The organism is Geodermatophilus chilensis (assembly GCF_002802985.1).
Taxonomy (GTDB): domain Bacteria; phylum Actinomycetota; class Actinomycetes; order Mycobacteriales; family Geodermatophilaceae; genus Geodermatophilus; species Geodermatophilus chilensis.
In genome coordinates, this window is the sequence record NZ_NVPT01000038.1 from 13,521 (window position 1) to 34,158 (window position 20,638).

General features: G+C 74.6%; 20 protein-coding genes and 1 pseudogene. 15 read left to right on the plus strand and 6 right to left on the minus strand.

Translation table 11 applies throughout. The features are described 5' to 3' along the window. Positions 1–5: 5 nt before the first annotated feature. The gene (locus tag CNO22_RS08630) at positions 6–1,460 is read right to left on the minus strand and encodes a sigma 54-interacting transcriptional regulator (protein WP_232806899.1); all 1,455 of its coding nucleotides are present in this window, start codon (positions 1,458–1,460) and stop codon (positions 6–8) included. Positions 1,461–1,532: 72 nt separating this feature from the next. Here CNO22_RS08630 and ilvA point away from each other — a divergent pair, with 72 nt between their 5' ends. From ilvA to CNO22_RS08650, 4 genes are all read left to right on the plus strand, one after another. Further along, entirely contained in the window at positions 1,533–2,768 is a 1,236-nt protein-coding gene (gene ilvA / locus CNO22_RS08635; RefSeq protein ID WP_232806900.1) for a threonine ammonia-lyase, read from the plus strand. A gap of 92 nt (positions 2,769–2,860) precedes the next feature. After that, complete coding sequence (locus CNO22_RS08640) at positions 2,861–3,862, plus strand: ATP-binding cassette domain-containing protein (RefSeq protein ID WP_100498972.1); 1,002 nt, start codon at positions 2,861–2,863, stop codon at positions 3,860–3,862. Next, on the plus strand, positions 3,859–4,668 hold the full coding sequence (locus CNO22_RS08645) for an ABC transporter permease (protein ID WP_100498973.1): 810 nt from the start codon (positions 3,859–3,861) through the stop codon (positions 4,666–4,668). Before CNO22_RS08640 ends, CNO22_RS08645 begins: the two co-directional genes overlap by 4 nt. 164 nt (positions 4,669–4,832) lie before the next feature. Beyond that, positions 4,833–6,899, plus strand: a complete 2,067-nt coding sequence (locus CNO22_RS08650; RefSeq protein WP_100498974.1) for a M3 family metallopeptidase — start codon at positions 4,833–4,835, stop codon at positions 6,897–6,899. Between the two features lie 124 nt (positions 6,900–7,023). Here CNO22_RS08650 and CNO22_RS08655 read toward each other — a convergent pair whose 3' ends face one another. Further along, complete coding sequence (locus CNO22_RS08655) at positions 7,024–7,350, minus strand: RNHCP domain-containing protein (protein WP_198588191.1); 327 nt, start codon at positions 7,348–7,350, stop codon at positions 7,024–7,026. Positions 7,351–7,363: 13 nt separating this feature from the next. Continuing rightward, a complete protein-coding gene (gene greA / locus CNO22_RS08660; RefSeq protein WP_100498975.1) occupies positions 7,364–7,867 on the minus strand; it encodes a transcription elongation factor GreA in 504 nt (167 codons plus the stop codon). A gap of 214 nt (positions 7,868–8,081) precedes the next feature. Between greA and mca the strand changes: the two genes are divergently transcribed. Both mca and CNO22_RS08670 read left to right on the plus strand, forming a co-directional pair. Next, positions 8,082–8,969: a mycothiol conjugate amidase Mca gene (gene mca, locus CNO22_RS08665; RefSeq protein WP_100498990.1), complete on the plus strand. Its 888-nt coding sequence runs from the start codon at positions 8,082–8,084 to the stop codon at positions 8,967–8,969. Continuing rightward, positions 8,966–9,292: a hypothetical protein gene (locus tag CNO22_RS08670; protein ID WP_100498976.1), complete on the plus strand. Its 327-nt coding sequence runs from the start codon at positions 8,966–8,968 to the stop codon at positions 9,290–9,292. Before mca ends, CNO22_RS08670 begins: the two co-directional genes overlap by 4 nt. 24 nt (positions 9,293–9,316) lie before the next feature. On the opposite strand, the gene CNO22_RS08675 is transcribed toward CNO22_RS08670, so the two are convergent. Then, positions 9,317–9,880 (minus strand): AMIN-like domain-containing (lipo)protein, encoded by a 564-nt coding sequence (locus tag CNO22_RS08675; protein WP_100498977.1) that lies wholly within the window; start codon positions 9,878–9,880, stop codon positions 9,317–9,319. Positions 9,881–10,111: 231 nt separating this feature from the next. Between CNO22_RS08675 and CNO22_RS08680 the strand changes: the two genes are divergently transcribed. The 4 genes from CNO22_RS08680 to CNO22_RS08695 all read left to right on the plus strand — a co-directional run bounded on the left by CNO22_RS08680 (position 10,112) and on the right by CNO22_RS08695 (position 14,668). Further along, positions 10,112–10,657 (plus strand): phosphate-starvation-inducible PsiE family protein, encoded by a 546-nt coding sequence (locus CNO22_RS08680; RefSeq protein WP_100498978.1) that lies wholly within the window; start codon positions 10,112–10,114, stop codon positions 10,655–10,657. A 9-nt stretch (positions 10,658–10,666) separates the two neighbouring features. After that, positions 10,667–12,664 (plus strand): thioredoxin domain-containing protein, encoded by a 1,998-nt coding sequence (locus tag CNO22_RS08685; protein WP_100498979.1) that lies wholly within the window; start codon positions 10,667–10,669, stop codon positions 12,662–12,664. A 56-nt stretch (positions 12,665–12,720) separates the two neighbouring features. Next, the gene (locus tag CNO22_RS08690; protein ID WP_100498980.1) at positions 12,721–13,335 is read left to right on the plus strand and encodes a hypothetical protein; all 615 of its coding nucleotides are present in this window, start codon (positions 12,721–12,723) and stop codon (positions 13,333–13,335) included. Between the two features lie 82 nt (positions 13,336–13,417). Next, positions 13,418–14,668: a geranylgeranyl reductase family protein gene (locus tag CNO22_RS08695; protein WP_100498981.1), complete on the plus strand. Its 1,251-nt coding sequence runs from the start codon at positions 13,418–13,420 to the stop codon at positions 14,666–14,668. A 26-nt stretch (positions 14,669–14,694) separates the two neighbouring features. On the opposite strand, the gene trhA is transcribed toward CNO22_RS08695, so the two are convergent. Next, entirely contained in the window at positions 14,695–15,510 is an 816-nt protein-coding gene (trhA, locus tag CNO22_RS08700) for a PAQR family membrane homeostasis protein TrhA (protein ID WP_198588192.1), read from the minus strand. Positions 15,511–15,646: 136 nt separating this feature from the next. Here trhA and CNO22_RS08705 point away from each other — a divergent pair, with 136 nt between their 5' ends. From CNO22_RS08705 to CNO22_RS29665, 5 genes and pseudogenes are all read left to right on the plus strand, one after another. Further along, entirely contained in the window at positions 15,647–16,426 is a 780-nt protein-coding gene (locus CNO22_RS08705; protein WP_100498982.1) for an isoprenyl transferase, read from the plus strand. Between the two features lie 13 nt (positions 16,427–16,439). Beyond that, positions 16,440–17,654 carry a DUF885 domain-containing protein gene (locus CNO22_RS08710; RefSeq protein WP_100498983.1) on the plus strand — a complete coding sequence of 405 codons (1,215 nt, stop codon included), beginning with the start codon at positions 16,440–16,442 and terminating at the stop codon, positions 17,652–17,654. Positions 17,655–17,657: 3 nt separating this feature from the next. After that, positions 17,658–17,831, plus strand: coding sequence for a hypothetical protein (locus tag CNO22_RS28210; RefSeq protein ID WP_198588193.1), 174 nt, complete (start codon positions 17,658–17,660; stop codon positions 17,829–17,831). A gap of 379 nt (positions 17,832–18,210) precedes the next feature. After that, positions 18,211–18,927: pseudogene (locus CNO22_RS30080) on the plus strand (PIN domain-containing protein); the annotation flags it as partial. 109 nt (positions 18,928–19,036) lie between these two features. Next, a complete protein-coding gene (locus tag CNO22_RS29665; protein WP_269799578.1) occupies positions 19,037–19,438 on the plus strand; it encodes a PhoH family protein in 402 nt (133 codons plus the stop codon). A gap of 99 nt (positions 19,439–19,537) precedes the next feature. On the opposite strand, the gene CNO22_RS08720 is transcribed toward CNO22_RS29665, so the two are convergent. Then, the gene (locus CNO22_RS08720; RefSeq protein ID WP_100498984.1) at positions 19,538–20,476 is read right to left on the minus strand and encodes a type IV toxin-antitoxin system AbiEi family antitoxin domain-containing protein; all 939 of its coding nucleotides are present in this window, start codon (positions 20,474–20,476) and stop codon (positions 19,538–19,540) included. Positions 20,477–20,638: the final 162 nt, after the last annotated feature.

Below are 20,638 nucleotides of genomic sequence, written 5' to 3' on the forward strand. Positions count from 1 at the left end.
ACGGGTCAGGCCCCGTAGACCGTGCGGGGGCCATCGGTGTCCTTGGCCAGCCGGCGGGTCAGGTAGAGGCCCTCCAGGGCGAACTCCACCGCGGCGGCGGCCTGCTCGGCCGACTGCTCGCCCTCCGGCACGCCCAGGCGGCCGAGCAGCTCGGCGAGCTTGGGGATGGTGCCGAGCTGACCGAGCAGCGCCGCGGCCGGCACCAGCTCGCCGGACTCGACGGTGTCCCCGCCGGTGAAGTGCTCCTGCAGGCCGGTCAGGTCCAGCCCGGCGCAGCGGGCCCGGAAGGTCTGCGCGGTCGCCTGGCGCAGCAGGTGCTCGAGCACCTCCAGCTCGCGCTCGTCGTCCGGGTCGGAGCCGGAGTCGGCGAACTCCACCTTGCCCCGGCTGGCCGGGACGATGCTCGGCAGGTCCACGACCCGGGCGACCGGCCGGGTCTCGCCGGCGACGGCGGCCCGGCGGACGGCGGAGGCGGCGACCGTCTCCAGCCCGGCGATGGCGAAGCGGGCGCTGACGCCGGAGCGCTGGTCGACGTGGTTGGAGTCGCGGACCAGCCGGGTGAAGCGCGCGACGATCTCCACCAGGTGCTCGGGGACCAGCGGCGTCTCCAGCTGCTCACCACCCAGCCAGCTGGTGTGCGCCTCCTGGTTCAGCAGCCGCACCTCGTCGGCCAGCTCGATCGGGTAGTGGGTGCGCACCTCGGCGCCGAAGCGGTCCTTGAGCGGGGTGATGATCCGTCCGCGGTTGGTGTAGTCCTCGGGGTTGGCGCTGGCGACCAGCAGCAGGTCCAGCGGCAGCCGCACCCGGTAGCCGCGGATCTGGATGTCGCGCTCCTCCAGCACGTTGAGCAGCGCGACTTGGATCCGCTCGGCGAGGTCGGGCAGCTCGTTGACGCTGAAGACGCCGCGGTTGGTGCGCGGCACCAGGCCGTAGTGCACGGTCTCCGGGTCACCCAGCGTGCGGCCCTCGGCGACCTTGATCGGGTCGACGTCGCCGATGAGGTCGCCGACGCTCGTGTCCGGCGTGGCCAGCTTCTCGCCGAAGCGGTCGCTGCGGTGCAGCCAGCCGACGGGGGTGGCGTCGCCGTGCTCGGCGATCTGGCGGTGCGCCCACACGCTGATCGGGGCCAGCGGGTGCTCGTTGAGCTCGCTCCCGGTGAGCACCGGCGTCCACTCGTCGAGCAGGCCGATCAGCGTGCGGATCAGCCGCGTCTTGCCCTGCCCCCGCTCGCCGAGCAGGACCAGGTCGTGGCCGGCGATCAGGGCCCGCTCGACCTCGGGGACGACGGTGTCGTCGAAGCCGACGATGCCCGGCAGAGATGGCTCACCGGCCGCCAGGCGGGCGAGCAGGTTGGCGCGGATCTCGGCCTTGACCGGCCGGAAGGTGGCCCCGCTGTCGCGGAGCTCGCCCAGGGTCGTGGGGGCGGGGAGAGCGGAGGCGGGGGTGCCAGGGTCCGTCACCCCCGCCACGGTACGACGCGAGCGACGGCGTGGGGACCCGTTGGCCCCTCCCGACCTGCGCCTCGTCCTGCGATGATCACCGCCATGGCAGCCCTCGACGTCCCGCTGGTCGGCGGGGCGGACGTCGAGGCCGCGGCGGCGCTGCTCGACGGCGTCGTCCGGCGCACGCCGCTGGAGCACTCCCGCGCGCTGGCCGAGCGGGTCGGCGGGCCGGTGTGGCTCAAGTGCGAGAACCTGCAGCGCACCGGCTCGTTCAAGATCCGCGGTGCGTACACGCGGCTGGCGCGGCTCGCGCCCGAGGAGCGGTCGCGCGGCGTCGTCGCGGCCAGCGCCGGCAACCACGCGCAGGGGGTCGCCCTGGCGGCGCAGCTGCTGGGCATCCGGGCCACGGTGTTCATGCCCGAGAGCGCGCCGCTGCCCAAGGTGGCGGCCACCCGCGGCTACGGCGCCGAGGCGCGGCTGGGCGGCGCCTCGCTGACCGAGGCCCTGGCCGCGGCCGCCGAGCACGCCCAGCGCACCGGCGCGGTCCTCATCCACCCGTTCGACCACCGCGACGTGATCGCCGGGCAGGGGACGGTCGGCCTGGAGGTCCTCGACCAGTGCCCCGACGTGGCCACCGTCGTCGTGTGCACCGGGGGCGGCGGGCTGGTCTCCGGCATCGCGGCCGCGGTGCGGTCCCGCCGTCCCGGCGTCCGGGTGGTCGCCGTGCAGGCCGCGGCGGCCGCCGCCTTCCCCGGGTCGCTGGCCGCCGGCCGGCCGGTGGCGCTGCCGGGGATGACGACGATGGCCGACGGCATCGCCGTCGGCTCGCCGGGGGAGCTGACGTTCGCGCACGTCCGCGACCTGGTCGACGAGGTGCGCACGGTCAGTGAGGAGGACCTCTCCCAGGCGCTGCTGTTCTGCCTGGAGCGGGCCAAGCTCGTCGTCGAGCCGGCCGGCGTCGCCGCGGTCGCCGCCGTGCTCGCCGACCCCGCGGCCTTCCCGCCTCCCGTGGTCGCGGTGGTCTCCGGCGGCAACATCGACCCGGTGCTGCTGCTGAAGGTGGTGCAGCACGGCATGGCCGCGGCCGGGCGCTACCTCTCGTTGAGGCTGCGGGTGCCCGACCGGCCGGGGTCCCTGGCGGCGGTGCTCGCCGAGCTGGCGCAGGTCGGTGCCAACGTGCTGGAGGTCGAGCACGAGCGGACGGCCACCCGGCTGGGGCTGGGCGAGGTGGAGGTGTTCGTCGTCCTGGAGACCCGCGGGCCCGAGCACGCCGAGGAGGTGCTGGCCCGGCTGGACCGGGCCGGCTACACGGTCACCACCGGTTGACGATGAGTTCCGGGGCCGGCCCCGGTCTGCCGTCCCGTGGAGAACCTGAAAACCGGTCGGAACTGTCGGTCCTCGCATCTAACGTTCCTGCCATGAGCGACGCGATGGTCGTCGAGGGTCTGGTGAAGCGCTTCGGCGCGACCACGGCCCTCGACGGGGTGGACCTGACCGTGGCCGAGGGCTCCGTCCTCGGGCTGCTCGGTCCCAACGGCGCGGGCAAGACGACGGTGGTGCGCATCCTCACCACCCTGCTGCGGGCCGACGCGGGGCGGGTCCGGGTGGCCGGGCTCGACGTGGTGGACGACGCCGACGCGGTGCGCGCCTCGATCGGGCTCACCGGCCAGTACGCCGCCGTCGACGAGTACCTCACCGGTCTGGAGAACCTCGAGATGGTCGGGCGGCTCTACCGGCTCAGCCGGCGCGAGGCGCGGGTGCGGGCCGGCGAGCTGCTCGAGCGCTTCGACCTCACCGGCGCGGCCGACCGGCCGGCCAAGACCTACTCCGGCGGCATGCGCCGGCGGCTCGACATCGCCGCCTCGCTCATCGCCCGGCCGCGGATCCTCTTCCTCGACGAGCCGACGACGGGCCTGGACCCGCGCAGCCGGCTGGGCATGTGGGAGTTCATCGCCGACCTCGCCGACGGCGGGACGACGATCCTGCTGACCACGCAGTACCTCGAGGAGGCCGACCGGCTGGCCGACCGGATGGTCGTCATCGACCGGGGGCGGGTCATCGCCCGCGGCACCGCCGACGACCTCAAGGACCAGGTCGGGGGCCAGCGGCTGGAGCTCACCGTGCGCGACGCGGTCGACCTCGGCGAGGTGGCCCGCCGGCTGCGGCCGCTGGGGGTCGACGAGCCCCGGCTGGACGCGTCGACGCGGCGGCTCTCGCTGCCGGTCAGCGGGGGCACCGACGCCCTCGCCGAGGCGCTGCGGGTGCTGGCCGGGGCCGGCGTGGAGGTCCTCGACGTGGGGCTGCGTCGTCCCGACCTCGACGACGTCTTCCTCGCCCTCACCGGCCACGCCGCCGAGGACGAGGACCGCACGGGGGCCGGCGACCGGACGCCGGTGGGCGCAGGGGAGGGGGCGGCGTGACCGCGTTCGGTACGGCGGTGGCCGACGGGCTGACCATCACCCGCCGCAACCTCATCAAGATCAAGCGGGTGCCCGACCTGATCGTGTTCGCGACGCTGTCGCCGATCATGTTCGTGCTGCTGTTCCGCTACGTCTTCGGCGGCGCGATCGGCGGGCTGCCCCCGGGCATCTCCTACGCGGAGTTCCTGCTGCCGGGGATCTTCGCGCAGACGGTCGTCTTCGGGTCGACCACGACTGGGGCGAGCATCGCCGAGGACCTGCAGAAGGGGCTCATCGACCGGTTCCGCTCACTGCCGATGGCCCGCTCCGCCGTCCTGGTGGGGCGCACCATCGCCGACCTCGGCCTCAACGCCATCTCCATCGCGGTGATGGCACTGACCGGGCTGGTCGTCGGGTGGCGGATCAACTCCTCGCTCGGCGAGGCGGTCGGCGGCTTCCTGGTGCTGCTGCTGTTCGCCTACGCCATCTCGTGGCTGATGGCGGTGGTCGGGCTGCTGGTCCGGACGCCGGAGGTGGTCAACAACGCCAGCTTCATCGTGATCTTCCCGCTGACGTTCGTGGCCAGCACCTTCGTCCCGCTGGAGACATTCCCGTCGGTGCTGCGCACCTTCGCGGAGTGGAACCCGATGTCGGCGGTGACCCAGGCGGCGCGGGAGCTCTTCGGCAACATCCCGGCCGGCGCCCCGGTGCCCGACGCGTGGTCGCTGCAGAACCCGGTGCTCTACACGGTCATCTGGACGGCGCTCATCCTGGCCGTCTTCGTGCCCCTGTCGGTCCGGCTCTACCAGCGCACCTCGACGAGATGAGCTGAGTAGCTCCACCCCAGGCCGGGGACGACTCCTGGCCGGGGTGGACCGGTCGCGGGGCCCGGAGGGTCCCCGGCCGGGACACGGGCAGCGGCTCCACGGCGGTGAGGGATCGCTCCTGGCCGCGGTGCGGTCCGGAGGACCGCAGTGTCATCGTGGGGGCGATGAGCGCCGTCCCTGCTTCCGCCGCCCCGTCCGCCGACAACCCGTTGCTGGAACCGTCCCGGCTGCCGCTGCAGTTGCCGCCCTTCGCGGAGATCACCCTCGAGCACTGCCGCGAGGCGATGCTGGCCGGGATGGCCGAGCAGCGCGCCGAGGTCGCCGCCATCGTCGGGTCGTCCGAGCCGCCGACCTTCGACGACACCGTCGTCGCGCTCGAGCGGTCGGGCCGGCTGTACCGCCGCGCCGGTGCGGTGTTCCACAACCTCGCCTCGTCGGTCGCGACCGACCGGCTCCGCGAGATCGAGCGGGAGCTGGCCCCGCTGGAGTCGGCGCACGCGGACGCGCTGCGCCTGGACCCCGCCCTGTTCGCCCGCATCGACGCCGTCCACGCGCAGCGGCACGCGGTGGGCCTGGACGCCGAGGCGGTCCGGCTGGTGGAGCGCTACCACCTCGACTTCGTGCTCGCCGGCGCGCGGCTCGACGAGGCCGGCCGGGCCCGGCTGACCGAGCTCAACCGCGAGCTCTCCGAGCTCTCGACGACGTTCGGGCAGAACCTGCAGCTGGCCACCGAGGCCGCCGCGGTCGTGGTGACCGACGCCGCCGAGCTCGACGGGCTGAGCCCCGAGGAGGTCGCCGCGGCGGCCCGTGCCGCCACCGACCGCGGGGTCGACGGCTTCCTCATCCCGCTGCTGCTGCCCACCGGCCAGCCGGTGCTGGCCAAGCTGCGCGACCGCGAGCTGCGCCGGCGGGTGTTCGAGGCCTCGGTGGGCCGGGCGTCGGGCGGCGCGCACGACAACGGCCCGGTCGCCGTCCGCATCGCCCGGGTGCGTGCCGAGCGGGCCCGGCTGCTCGGCTTCGACACCCACGCCGACCTGGTGCTCGCCGACCAGACCGCGGGCAGCACCGAGGCGGTCGACGCGATGCTCGCCCGGATGGTCGGCCCGTCGTTGGCCAACGCACAGGCGGAGGCCGCCGCGCTGGGCGAGGTCGCGGCGCGGGACGGCGTCGCCGAGCTGGCCCCCTGGGACTGGGCCTTCTACAGCGAGCGGGTGCGCGCCGAGCGGTACTCGGTCGACAGCACGGCGCTGCGGCCCTGGTTCGAACTGGACCGGGTACTGGTCGACGGCGTCTTCGCCGCCGCCGAGCGCCTCTACGGCTACCGCTTCACGCCGCGGCCGGACCTCGCCGGCTACCACCCCGACGTCCGGGTCTGGGAGGTCACCGACGCCGACGGGCAGACGATCGGCCTCTACCTCGGCGACTTCTACGCCCGTGAGGGCAAGCGCGGCGGGGCGTGGATGAGCTCCTTCGTCACCCAGTCGCGGCTCCTGGACACCCGGCCGGTCGTCGTGAACAACCTCAACGTGACCCGCGGCGCCGACGGGCAGCCCACGTTGCTGACCCTCGACGAGGTCAACACGCTGTTCCACGAGTTCGGCCACACGCTGCACGGCCTGAGCTCCGCCGTCACCTACCCGCGCTTCGCCGGCACCAGCGTGCCGCGGGACTTCGTCGAGTTCCCCAGCCAGGTCAACGAGATGTGGGCGCTGTGGCCGGAGGTCCTCGCCGGGTACGCGCGGCACGTCGAGACGGGTGAGCCACTGCCGGCCAGCGTCGTCGAGGCGATCGAGGCCGCGCAGCTGTGGGGCGAGGGGTTCGCGACGCTGGAGTACCTGGCGGCCACGCTGCTCGACCAGGCCTGGCACCGGATCACGCCCGAGACCGAGGTGGGCGACCCGCAGGAGTTCGAGCGCGCCGCGCTCGAGGCGGCCGGCGTCGCCTACGACCTGGTGCCGCCGCGCTACCGGACGACGTACTTCCAGCACGTCTTCGCCGGGGGCTACGCGGCCGGCTACTACTCCTACATCTGGTCGGAGGTGCTCGACGCCGACACCGTGGAGTGGTTCAAGGAGAACGGCGGCCTGCGCCGGGAGAACGGCGACGTGTTCCGGTCGCGGCTGCTGTCCGTCGGCGGGTCGGTGGACCCGCTGGAGGCCTTCCGCGCGGTCCGCGGCCGGGACGCCGACCCGATGCCGCTGCTCCGCCGCCGCGGGTTGTTGTCGGCCTGAGAGCCGACACGTCCGGTCGTGACGAGTGGGGGGGCCCGGAGGGTCCCCGCGAGGAGCGACGCAGCGGCTCAGCGGCGGTCGGGGACGGCACGTGGCCGCGGTGCGGTCCGGTAGGACCGCAGTGTCAGAGCCAGGGGAGGGACAGGACGACGTCGAGGTCGTCGGGGCCGTCGCCCTCGCGGACCAGCCGGTTGGGCTGGCGGTGGCCGCACGCCGTGCAGCGGTGGACCACCTGCCAGCCCTTGCCCGACTTCTCCACCAGGCCGATCGGCTCCATCGGCGCCTGACACTCACTCGCCCGGTCACCGGGGAGGTCGTCGACGTGCAGCGACCACAGGCACACCGGGCAGTGGTTGCGGTAGTGCCCGTCGGTGTTGGCCGGTACCGCCGACCCGCAGTGCACGCAGGCGAACCCGGTGTTCTCCGCCCGCCGGGAGCGGACGGGGCTCACGGTCGAGCCCCGGTCAGGGGACGAACGGCTCGACGGCGACGACGTCGACGGTGATGTCGCGGCCGTTGGGCGCCTGGTAGGTCACCGTCGTCCCGGGCTCGGCGCCGAGGATGGCCGAGCCGAGCGCCGACTCGGGGGAGTAGACCTGCAGCCCCGTCGTCCCGGCGATCTCCCGCGAGCCGAGGAGGAACTTCTCGGTCTCGTCGTCGCCCTGGAAGCGGATGGTGATCACGGTGCCGGTGGCGGCGTGCGTCGCCGTGGTGGGCGCGTTGCCGACGCGGGCCTTCCGCAGCAGGTCCTCCAGCTGGCGGATGCGGGCCTCCTGCTTGCCCTGCTCGTCCTTGGCGGCGTGGTAGCCGCCGTTCTCGCGCAGGTCGCCCTCCTCGCGGCGGGCGTTGATCTCGGCGGCCATGGCCGGACGGCCCGCCACCAGCTGGTCGAGCTCGGCCTTCAGCCGGTCGTGGGCCTCCTGGGTCAGCCAGACGCCCTGGTCCTGCTCGTCAGTGGGGGTGGACACGGCAGTGCTCCTGAAATGTCGGTGGCCGCTCCCCGTCCGGGGAGCGGCCGCGTTCAGAACGGCCAACGTAACACCGTCGGCCGGGGCGGTGTTCCGCTCCGGCCCGGTCTCGGTTGCGGAACGCGAGCGTACCGGGCAGTGACGCGCGCCACGAACACCCGATCGAGGGGTTCGACGGCGGCGGACCGTCGTACGGGCGGGGGATGATGTGCCGGTGACCGAAGCAGACCCGTTGCGCCTGCTCGCCGTGCACGCCCATCCCGACGACGAGTCGAGCAAGGGTGCCGCGACCATGGCGAAGTACGTCGCGGAAGGCGCCCGCGTCATGGTGGCCACCTGCACGGGGGGTGAGCGCGGTTCGGTGCTCAACCCGGCGCTGGACCGGCCCGACGTGTGGGAGCGCCTGCCGGAGATCCGCCGAGAGGAGATGGCCCGGGCGCGGGAGATCCTCGGCGTCGAGCAGGAGTTCCTCGGTTTCGTGGACTCCGGCCTGCCCGAGGGCGACCCGCTGCCGCCGCTGCCCGAGGGCTGCTTCGCGCTGGTGCCGACCGAGGAGGCGGCCGCGCCCCTGGTCGAGCTGATCCGCCGGTTCAAGCCGCACGTCATCACCACGTACGACGAGCGCGGCGGCTATCCGCACCCCGACCACATCAAGACCCACGAGGTCTCGGTGCACGCCTTCGAAGCGGCCGGCGACCCCGACCGCTACCCCGGGCTCGGGGAGCCGTGGCAGCCGCTCAAGCTCTACTACCACATGGGCTTCACGCTGCCCCGTACGCGGGCGCTGCACGAGGCGATCCTCGCCTCGGGCAAGGAGTCGCCCTACGCCGAGTGGCTGGAGAACTGGGACCCCGACCGGGACCTGTCGCACCGGGTCACCACCAAGGTGCCGTGCGCGGAGTACTTCGCCGTCCGGGACGCCGCGCTGATCGCGCACGCCACCCAGATCGACCCGAACGGCCGCTGGTTCGCCTGCCCGCTGGAGGTCCAGCAGCGGGTCTGGCCGACCGAGGACTACGAGCTGGCGCGGTCGGTGGTCGACTCGCCGGTGTCCGAGGACGACCTGTTCGCCGGCGTGCGCAGTGAGGTGGTGGTCCGATGACGGAGTTCCTGCTGCTCGCCGCCGAACAGCAGCTGCCCGAGGACGTCGGCAAGGCCGGCCCCATCGGTGCGCTGCTGACCCTGCTGCTGTTCATCGCCATCCTGCTGCTGGTGAAGTCGATGACCACCCACCTCAAGCGGGTGCCGCGCAGCTTCGACCCCGAGGACGACGGTCCGCGGGTCGTCGTCCCCGACACCCCGGCCGAGCTGGTCGACCCGCGCCCCGAGCCCGGGCAGGAGCTGCTCGACACGCTGCGGCGGGCGCCCCGGGCGATCGAGGGGCCGCGACGCGACGACGGCCGGCCGGGCCCTGCCGCGGGCTGACCGGCCGGCCGTCGCCCGAGGGCACTACCAGCGGTGGGCGACGTCGATCACCAGCCGTGGCGTGTCGTCGGAGTGCGGCGTGCCCGCGACGGTGAAGACGCGGAACGGCAGCCGGGCACGGACGCCGAGGGCCAGCGTGGTCGAGCCCTCGAACGAGCCGGCGTAGGCGACCTGCCGGAAGGTGCGGTACCCGGCGACGTCGACGACCTCCCGCGGGTCGACCGGCCGGAACGTCGGCCGTCCCTGCTCGTCGTACGCCGGTGCGTGCACGACGACCTCGAGGTCCGCGGCGCCGCGCACCGGCACCGGGTGGCCGGAGCCGTCCTGCCGCACGACCGGCACGTACCGGACCGAGTACGAGCCGAACCCGGTGTCCTCGCCACCCACGTCGACGACGAGCCGGTCGAAGCAGGCGTGCCGTCCCGCGCGGACGTCGTAGACCCTCTCCCGGTCCCCGGCGTCGGCCGCCTCCGGCTGTGAGCCCCAGGTGATCCCGCAGTAGGGACTCGCACTCGCCGGAGCGGGCGCGACCACCCCCAGCGTGGCGAGGGCGGAGACGGCGAGGGCGAGGAACCGGGTCCGGTTCATGGCGGGCCTCCTCTGGGACGGTGCCGATGGCAGGATCCGCCCCCCGGGCACCGGCCCACCATGGGCGTCGACATGTCGACTCGACGAACCGTGCGGCACGCGTGGGCAGTGGTTGACAAGGTGTTCCGGCGCGCCTCGCACCTGCCGGTGGCGAACCGTGCTAATGGCTCGTCCGGGTGACCCCGTGACCACGGTCCGGCGCTGCCCGCCGCCCCCGGGGGAGATCCCGGGATGGCCCAGCGACGGCACGACCCCGAGCAGCGCGTTCCTCCGCCGGGGTTCGGCCGCTTCGGCACCCGCACGCTCGAGGTGGCCGAGAACGTCGTCTACGCCGGCATCGCGCTGCTGCTCGTGCTGGCGGCGCTGGCCCTGCTGGTGCTGGCCGGCCGGACGGCGTGGTCGCTGACCGGAGACCTGTCGCAGGCGCCGATGCTCGAGCTCCTCGACGTCCTGCTGCTGGTCTTCATCGTGGTGGAGCTGCTGTTCGCCGTCCGGACGACGGTCGAGAAGCGCGAGCTGGTCGCCGAGCCCTTCCTCGTCATCGGGATCATCGCCTCGATCAAGGAGATCGTCGTGCTGTCGGTCGAGGCGGCCGGCGTCGTCGGCGAGGGCGCGGGGTTCCGCGACCGGATCACCGAGATCGCCGTCCTCGGCGTGCTGGTCCTGCTGCTGGGGGCCACCTCCTGGCTGCTGCGCCGCAAGGAGCGGGAGCCGGACGAGGGGGAGGGCGGCGACCCGATCTCGGCGCCGGAGCGTGCCGCGGAGCCGCCCGGGTAGCCAGCGGGTGTGCCCAACCGACTCGGGACCGCAACGAGTCCCTACCTGCTGCAGCACGCCGAGAACCCGGTCGACTGGTGGGAGTGGGGGGAGGAGGCCTTCGCCGAGGCGCGTCGCCGGGACGTGCCCGTCCTGCTCAGCGTGGGCTACGCCGCGTGCCACTGGTGCCACGTCATGGCGCACGAGTCCTTCGAGGACGAGGCGACGGCGGCGCAGATGAACGCCGACTTCGTCTGCGTGAAGGTCGACCGCGAGGAGCGGCCGGACGTCGACAGTGTCTACATGGCCGCCACCCAGGCGCTGACCGGCCACGGCGGCTGGCCGATGACGGTGTTCACCACACCCGACGGCCGGCCGTTCTACTGCGGCACCTACGTCCCGCCCCGGCCGGCGCACGGCATGCCGTCGTTCCGCCAGCTGCTCACCGCGGTCGCCGATGCCTGGCGGACGCGACGCGAGGAGCTGGAGGGGGCCGGCACGCGCATCGCCGAGGCGATCTCCGCCCGGCTCGACCTCGGGACGCCGACCCCGCTGACGCCCGAGCTGCTCGACCGCGCCGTCACCGCCCTGGCCGGCGACCACGACCCGCGGTGGGGTGGCTTCGGCGGTGCCCCGAAGTTCCCGCCGTCCATGCTGCTGGAGTTCCTGCTCCGTCACGCCGCCCGCACCGGGGACGACCGGGCCCTGCGCATGGCCCACCGCACGCTCGAGGCGATGGCCCGCGGCGGCATCCACGACCAGCTGGCCGGCGGCTTCGCCCGCTACTCCGTCGACGCCCGGTGGGTGGTGCCGCACTTCGAGAAGATGCTCTACGACAACGCGCTGCTGCTGCGGGTGTACCTGCACCTGTGGCGGGCGACCGGCGAGGAGTGGGCCCGCCGGGTCGCCGACGCGACCGCTGCCTTCCTGGTCCGCGACCTGGGCGCGCCCGAGGGCGGCTTCGCCTCCGCCCTCGACGCCGACACCGAGGGCGTCGAGGGGCTGACCTACGTCTGGACGCCGGCCCAGCTGGTCGAGGTGCTCGGCGAGGACGACGGCCGGTGGGCCGCCGCGGTGTTCGAGGTGACCGACGCCGGCACCTTCGAGCACGGCACGTCGACGCTGCAGCTGCTGCGCGACCCCGACGACCCGGCCCGGCTGGCCTCGGTGCGCGAGCGGCTGACCGCGGCGCGGGCGCAGCGCCCGCAGCCGGCGCGCGACGACAAGGTGGTATCCGCCTGGAACGGGCTGGCGATCGCCGCGCTGGCCGAGCACGGGGTCCTCGCCGGGTCGCCGTCCTCGGTCGACGCGGCCCGCCGCGCGGCGGAGCTGCTCGCCGACGTGCACTGGGTGGACGGGCGGCTGCGCCGCGCGTCGCGGGACGGCGTCGCCGGTGCCCCGGCCGGGGTGCTCGAGGACTACGGCGACCTGGCCGAGGGGCTGCTCGCGCTGCACCAGGCCACCGGCGAGGGGCGCTGGCTGGAGCTGGCCGGCGACCTGCTGGACGTCGTGGCCGAGCAGTTCGTGGACGTCGACGGCTGGCACGACACCGCCGCGGACGCCGAGGCGCTGGTGCACCGGCCCTTCGACCCGGCCGACGGCCCGGCGCCGTCCGGGGTCGCCGCGGTGGCCGGGGCGGCCGTCTCCTACGCCGCGCTGGCCGGCGCGCCGCGGCACCGCGACCTGGGGGAGGCGGCCGTCGGCTCGCTGGCGAGGCTGGCCGAGCGGGTGCCCCGGGCGGTCGGCTGGGCGCTCGCGGTGGGGGAGGCGCTGCTGGCCGGCCCGCTGGAGGTCGCGGTCAGCGGGCCCGCCGGGCCCGAGCGCGACGCCCTCGCGGCGGCTGCCCGGGCCTCGACCAGCCCGGGTGCAGTGGTGGTGGTCGGCGAGCCGGACGCGCCCGGCGTCCCCCTGCTGGCCGGCCGCCCCCCGGTGGGCGGTCGGCCGGCCGCCTACGTGTGCCGGGGGTTCGTCTGCTCCGCACCCGTCACGGACGTGTCCGCGCTGAGCGCAGCGATGTCCCCTTCCTGACCCGGCCGCGGCGGCTTACCGTGTAAGTGTGTAATCACCTCACACGGGAGGCTGTCGTGCACGGACACCACCACCGCCTCGCGGACAACCCCTTCGCCGGCATGCGCGGCGGGTTCCGCGGCCCGCGCGGCCGCGGCCCCGCCGGTCGCGGCCGGGGTCCGGACGCCCCGCCCCCGGCCGAGCGGGCCGAGGTCGCCGGCTGGTTCGCCGGGCGGCTGCCCGACGACTGGTTCACCGGGCCGGTCGAGCTCGTCGTCGACCGCGACGAGATCACCGTCGTCGGCACCCTGGCCGAACCCGAGGCCGGCGAGGGCGACGCCGCCGCGGCTCGGGCCGGGCGGATCGCCCGCTTCCGGGAGGAGACCCGCGAGCAGCGCATGGCCGTCGCCGACGCCGCACAGGCCCGCTACGGCCGGTCGGTCGCCTGGGGTGCGGCCTGCGGCGACGTCCGGGAGGTCTTCACCAACCTCTCGGTGCCGGTGATGACCCGGCTGCGGCAGCCGGAGCGGCTGGTCCTCGACACCCTCGTGGACGCCGGGGTCGCCCGGTCCCGGTCAGAGGCGCTGGCCTGGGCGGTCCGGCTGGTCGCCCAGCACACCGACGAGTGGCTCGGGGAGCTGCGCGCGGCGATGGCCTCGGTGGAGGAGGTCCGGGCGCGCGGCCCCCAGTAGAAGGACCCTCCTGCCCCCCACCCCTCGCACGCTCGGGGCGGGACCCTGCAGGAGCGCCAGCGCGAGCGGGGACACTGGGGCCGTGCCAGCCAGCGCCGTCCCGACCGACACCGACGTCCTCGTCGTGGGAGCCGGGCCGGCCGGTGCGGCGGCCGCCGCATGGGCCGCGCGGGCCGGGCACGACGCCGTCCTCGCCGACGCGGCGGTCTTCCCCCGCGACAAGACCTGCGGCGACGGGCTGACCCCGCGGGCGATCGCCGAGCTGGACCTCCTGGGCCTGGGCGACTGGGCCCGCTCGCGGGCGCGCAACCGCGGTCTGCGCGCGGCCGGCTTCGGGCAGACGTGGGAGCTGCCCTGGCCCGGTGGCGCGTTCCCCGACCACGGCAGCGCGGTGCCGCGCACCGAGCTCGACGCCCGGATCCGCGAGGTGGCGCTGGCCGACGGCGCCGTCCCGCTGGAGGGGGCGCGCGCCGTCGACGTCGAGCGGGACGGCGACCGGGTGACCGGCGTGGTGTTCGAGCTCGCCGACGACCAGACGGTCACGGTCGGCTGCCGGCGCCTGGTGGTGGCCGACGGCGTCCGCTCGCCGCTGGGCCGGGTGCTGGGCCGGGAGTGGCACCGGGACACCGCCTATGGCGTGGCCGCGCGCGGCTACGTGCGCTCCGGCCGGGCGGACGACGAGTGGATCTCCTCGCACCTGGAGCTGCGCGGCGCGGAGGACGAACTGCTCTCCGGCTACGGCTGGGTGTTCCCGCTGGGCGCGGCGGCCGGCCAGGTGAACATCGGCGTCGGCACGCTGGCGGCCGCGCGCCGTCCGGCCGGGGTGCAGCTCAAGGCGCTGATGGAGGTCTACGCCGACGCCCGCCGCGAGGACTGGCGGCTCGACGGGCCGGTGGAGGCTCCCGCGTCGGCGCTGCTGCCGATGGGCGGCGCGGTGTCCGGGGTCGCCGGGCGCAACTGGGCGCTGGTGGGGGACGCCGCCGGGTGCGTCAACCCGCTGAACGGTGAGGGCATCGACTACGGCCTGGAGACCGGCCGCAGCGTGGTCGACCTCCTCGGCGAGGCGGACTGGACCGCCGCCTGGCCGACGGAGCTGGGACGGCACTACGGCGAGGCGTTCTCCATCGCTCGGCGCCTGGCCGGCCTGCTCACCGTCCCGCGCTTCCTGCCGGCGGCCGGCCCGGTCGGCATGCGCTCGCGGGCGCTGATGACCGTCGCGCTGCGGGTGATGGGCAACCTGGTCACCGACGCCGACCGCGACCTCGTCGCCCGCGCCTGGCGCACCGCCGGCCGGCTGTCGACCAGGCTCGACGACCGCCCACCGTTCAGCTGAGCGGCGATTTCCGCGGAAATCGCCGCTCAGCCGACGAACGGCGAGTTGTACATCGCGAAGTAGACGGCGATGTAGTGGCAGATGGCGGCAACGACCGTCATCGCGTGGAAGACCTCGTGGTAGCCGAAGACGCCGGGCCAGGGGTTGGGCTTCTTGATCGCGTAGGCCACCCCACCGAGCGTGTAGAGCACCCCGCCGACGGCCAGCAGCACCAGCGACGTCACCCCGGCGATGTGCAGGATGTCGGTGAGGATGAAGACCGCGACCCAGCCCAGCCCGATGTAGAGGGGCACGCCGACCCAGCGCGGCGCGGTCGGCCAGGTGAGCTTGAGGAAGACGCCGGCCAGCGCCCCCGCCCAGACGCCGGCGAGCACCCAGTAGCCGGTCGGCTGGTCGACCGCCAGGAGGGCGAAGGGCGTGTACGTGCCCGCGATGAACAGGAAGATCATCGAGTGGTCGAGCCGCTTCATGATCTTCCAGCCGCGCGGTGACCACCGGCGCCGGTGGTAGAGGGCGCTGATGCCGAACAGGCCGCAGATCGTCACGCAGTAGACCGCGACCGAGAAGCCGGCGCGGGCGCCGAGCACCGACCCCAGCGGGACCAGCACGGCCCCGGCGACGATCGCGCCGAAGAAGGAGAACAGGTGCAGCCAGCCGCGCATCCGCGGCCGGGTGTCGGGGTGGTCCCAGTCGCGGTCGCCGAAGTCCTCGGCGGTCCAGGTGCGCTCGACCTGCTCGCCCTCCTGGAGGACGGTGGCCACGGCCGGGCCGGCCGGCGCTTCGATCTGGGCGCCGTCGGACTCGACCCGGACGGCCTCGCCCTCGCTGCGGGGGACGCTCATGCGCCGAGGTTACGCAGCCGTAGGGAGGAGGGCGACGGGACCGGGCTGTGAGGTCCCTGGCAATCACCGTGGGTCTTCCTGCAGGTCGGGAACGACTGCGCGCGACCACGCCGAGTGGGGCCTAGGGTGACCCACCGTGGGGGTGCGGCAGTGGGCACGCGACGTCCTCACCCAGGTGTACGAACGCCGGCTCGCCCGGGGGCTCGAGGGCGCGGCGATCCCGCGGCACGTCGGGGTGATCGTCGACGGCAACCGGCGGTGGGCGCGCGCCATCGGTCTGGAGGACCCCAACGCCGGCCACCGCCGCGGCGCGGACAAGATCGCCGGCTTCCTCGGCTGGTGCGACGAGGCCGGCGTCGAGGTGGTCACCCTCTTCCTGCTCTCCACCGACAACCTGTCCCGCCCCGAGCCCGAGCTGGTGCCGCTGCTGCGCATCATCGAGGGCGTCGCCGAGGACCTCGCCGCTCCCGACCGGCGCTGGCAGCTGCGCCCGGTGGGTGCCCTGGAGCTGCTGCCCGCCGAGACGGTCGCCGTCCTCAAGCAGGCCGCCGAGGACACCCGCGACCGGCCGGGCGCGACGGTCAACCTCGCCGTCGGCTACGGCGGACGGCGGGAGATCGCCGACGCCGTCCGCTCGCTGCTGGCCGAGCACGCCGAGCGGGGGACGACGCTGGACGAGCTGGTGAGCGTGCTCGACGTCGAGCACATCGCCGAGCACCTCTACACCCGCGGCCAGCCCGACCCCGACCTGGTCATCCGCACCAGCGGGGAGCAGCGGCTCTCGGGCTTCCTGCTCTGGCAGACCGCCCACTCGGAGTTCCACTTCACCGACGTCTACTGGCCCGACTTCCGCCGCGTCGACTTCCTCCGGGCGCTGCGCGCCTACGCCGCCCGGCACCGGCGCTTCGGCGGCTGAGAAACTGCCGGTCATGGCCCGAGCACTCGACGTCCCCCTGGAGTACGTGCGGCTCGGGCTGCGCTTCGACCGGCTGGAGTCCGGCTTCGTCGACGCCTACACCGGCGACAAGCGGATCCGCGCGGCGGTGGAGGACGAGTCGGCGCCCACCCCGCAGGGACTGCGCGACCAGGCCCGCGCGCTGCTGGGGGAGCTGGCGTCGTCCGACCTGCCCGCCGACCGCGCCGGATTCCTCCGCGGGCAGCTCACCGGCCTGGAGTGCACTGCCCGGAAGATGGCCGACGAGCCGGTGCCCTTCCTCGACGAGGTGCGCAGCTACTTCCAGGTCGACCTGACCCTCGGCGACCCGGCCGCCTACGCCGCCGCGCACGCCGAGCTCGACACCCTGCTGCCCGGCAGTGGCCCGCTGGCCGACCGCTACGCGGCCCACCGGCGCCGCGAGGAGTGCCCGCCCGAGCGCCTGGCCGAGGCGGTGCACGCGCTGTCCAGCGCGCTGCGCGACCGGGTGCGCGCCGACTACGGGCTGCCCGAGGTCGAGACGGTGCGCTACGAGGTGGTCACCGACCAGCCGTGGTCGGGTTTCAACTACTACGAGGGCGACTACCGCTCCCGTGTCGCGATCAACGCCGACCTGCCGCACCGGCTGGGCCAGCTGCCGCACCTGGTGGCCCACGAGGCCTACCCGGGGCACCACACCGAGCACTGCCGCAAGGAGCTGGGCCTGGTCGAGCGCGGCTCCCGACTCGAGCACACCGTCTTCCTGGTCAACACCCCCGAGTGCCTCATGGCCGAGGGGCTGGCCGACCTCGGCGTGCAGGCCGCGATCGGCGAGGGCTGGGGGCCGTGGGCGGCCGAGGTGCTCGGCGACCTGGGGCTGCACTTCGACGGGCACCTCGCCGAGCGCGTCGCCGCGGCGGCCGCGCCGCTGAACCGGGTGCGCCAGGACGCCGCCGTCCTGCTGCACGACCGCGGTGCCCCCGCCGACGAGGTGGCCGCCTTCATCCAGCGCTGGTCGCTGGTCAGCGCCGAGCGGGCCCGCCAGCAGCTGCGCTTCCTCACCCACCCGCTGTGGCGGGCCTACACCACCACCTACGTCGAGGGCTTCGACCTGCTCTCGCGGTGGCTCGACGCCCGCCCGGCCGACCAGCCGGTGGCCGACCGCTTCGTCCGCCTGCTCGACGAGCCCCTCACCCCGGCCGCCGTCGCCGGCGAGCTGCGGGCCGGTTGAGCGGTGGCCTCACGCAGCTCGGAGGAGGCCCGGGACCTGGGCCTGTGGACGGCGGGGTGGCTGGCCGTGCTCCTGGTCGGCGGGCTGTGGTGGCTGGGCGACCTGGCCCTGCAGTGGCCGGTGCTGCTGGTGCCGCTGGTGTGGGTGCTGGTCGCCGTCCGGCCACGTCGTCGCTGAGACGGCTGGTGCCGCTGGTGCCCCGTTGGGGGGACACGCCCCCTCCTCGACATGTTCCTGTCACCTCCCGGGCCTAACGTCCGCGGTGGAGGGCGAGCTCACCTCGCCGTCCACGGGAGGCCCGGTTCGTGCTGACGTTCACGTCGACCAGAGGGGCCGGTGCCCGGCCCCTCGGCCGGGGCCCGGCCACCTTCGAGCCGGGGCGCGCCCCGCGCCCCAACGGGAGTCGAGCCATGACCGAGCTTGCGAGGGCATGCATGAGCACAGCACCCATGGGCACGCGTTCGCGGAGCGCCAGCGAGGTGGACGCGTGAGCACTCGCCGCACGTACGTCCTCGACACCTCCGTCCTGCTCTCCGACCCCGGTGCGCTGCTGCGCATGGGCGCTCACGACGTGGTCCTCCCGCTCGTCGTGATCGGGGAGCTCGAGGACAAGCGCAACCACCCGGAGCTGGGCTGGTTCGCCCGGCAGTCGCTGCGGCTGCTCGACGACCTGCGGGTGCAGCACGGCCGGCTCGACGCCCCGGTGCCGGTCGGTGAGGACGGCGGCACGCTGCACGTCGAGCTCAACCACAGCGACCCGTCGGTGCTGCCGGCCGGCTTCCGCAACGACAGCAACGACAGCCGGATCATGGTCGTGGCGCTCAACCTGCGGGCCGAGGGTGCCGACGTCTGCCTGGTCACCAAGGACGTGCCGCTGCGGGTCAAGGCGGCGGCGGTGGGCCTGGACACCGACGAGTACCGGGCGCTGGGCGCCGTCGACGCCGGCTGGACCGGGATGGCCGAGCTCTCCCTGGACGACGCCGAGCTCGCTGCCCTGTACGACGAGGGCGAGGTGTACGCGCCGGCGGCCGCCGAGCTGCCTGCGCACACCGGGTTGGTGCTGCTGTCCTCCCGCGGGTCGGCGCTGGGGCGGGTGACGTCGGACAAGCACGTGCGGCTGGTGCGCGGCGACCGCGAGGCCTTCGGGCTGCACGGCCGCTCCGCGGAGCAGCGGATCGCGCTGGACCTGCTGCTCGACCCGGAGATCGGCATCGTCTCGCTGGGTGGGCGGGCCGGCACGGGCAAGTCGGCGCTGGCCCTGTGCGCGGGCCTGGAGTCGGTGATGGAGCGGCGGGCGCACGCGAAGGTCGTCGTCTTCCGGCCCGCTCTACGCCGTCGGCGGCCAGGAGCTCGGGTACCTGCCCGGCAGCGAGGGCGAGAAGATGTCGCCCTGGGCGCAGGCGGTCTACGACACCCTCGGCGCCCTGGTGTCGAAGGACGTGCTCGACGAGGTCGCCGGCCGCGACCTCATCGAGGTGCTGCCGCTGACCCACATCCGCGGGCGGTCGCTGCACGACTCGTTCGTGATCGTCGACGAGGCGCAGTCGCTCGAGCGCGGGGTGCTGCTGACCGTGCTGTCGCGGCTGGGCTCGGGCTCGCGGGTGGTGCTCACCCACGACGTCGCCCAGCGCGACAACCTGCGGGTCGGCCGGCACGACGGCATCGCGGCGGTGGTCGAGCAGCTCAAGGGACACCCCCTGTTCGCGCACGTGACGCTGACCCGCTCCGAGCGCTCGCCGATCGCCGCCCTGGTCACCGAGATGCTGGAGGACCTCCCGCGCTGAGGCGCCCGGGAGCCGCGACCGGTTGCGCCATTGCCGGGGTTCCTCATGCATCGCGGGTCCTGCAGGACCGGCAGTGCACGAGGAAACCCGGCAATGCGCTCAGACGCGCCGGCGGCGTCCCCGAGCGCGAGCGCGCCGCACCCGGTCGCCGACCACCGTGCCGGGCACGAGCTCGGGCCAGATCCAGCGCACCACGCCCCAGTCCTCGTCGCGGATGGCGTCCTCGCGGCGCTTCTCCTCGAAGACGGCCTCCCCGGGGTCCTGCCCTGGCCGCAGGGCCCGGCCGTACTTGACCCGACCGTCGAACTCGCCAACGACGCGCTCCTCCTCCCACGCGAAGTCGACCCGCGCGAGCTCCCGCCCGGACGCCGAGTGGATGACCCGCTGCAGGGTCGACGGCGCCAGACCCAGCCGGTGCAGCAGGACCCGGCTGCGGCTCTCACCCACGCTCTCGCTGCGCGCGTCGGCCATGTCGAGGGCCCGGGCGGCGACTCGGCTGCCGCGCGTCCCGGTCAGCTCCTGTGCCCGGTCGGCGAGGAGCGGTTGCTGCACGATCCCGAGGTGCAGAGCGGCGTCGAGGACGACCACGGCCGGCTCCAGCGGCAGCGAGCGGGCCAGGTCGAGCGCCGTCCGCACCGGATCGGTGACGGCGAGACCCTCCACCTCCACCTCCACCACCTCGTGGTCGGCGAGGCGAGCCACGTGGACGCGCAGGCAGCGGTCCACCTCGCTGGACGCCGGAGGGCGACGCGTGACGTGCACGCGGTCGAGGCGGACGCCGCACAACGGGAGGCCGTGGAGCACGGCGGCCGACTGGTGGCTGACCACGGCGGGACGGCGCAGCGCAGCCACGGTGGCGGAGACGAGCAGGCGGTGGCGCGCCTCGTCCGTCAGTGCACCGGTCCCGGTGAGGTAGGCGCCCCGTCGGAGCCGGGTGAGGTCCCCGCCCCGCACGTGCCGGGCGAGTTCGTCGTCGCTCCACCCCTCGGCGACGGCGAGTCTCCGCAGGACCAGGCGGTCGAGGCGATCGGTGTCCATGCCGCCACCGTGGCCGGAGGACCACCCGGCCCACCGCGCTCGGCCCGATCGGTGGACAGCGGAACGCCTGTGGACAGCGCACTGCCGGGGTTCCTCGTGCATCGCGGGTCCTGCAGGACCCGCGATGCACGAGGAACCCCGGCAGTGCGCTGTCCACAGGCG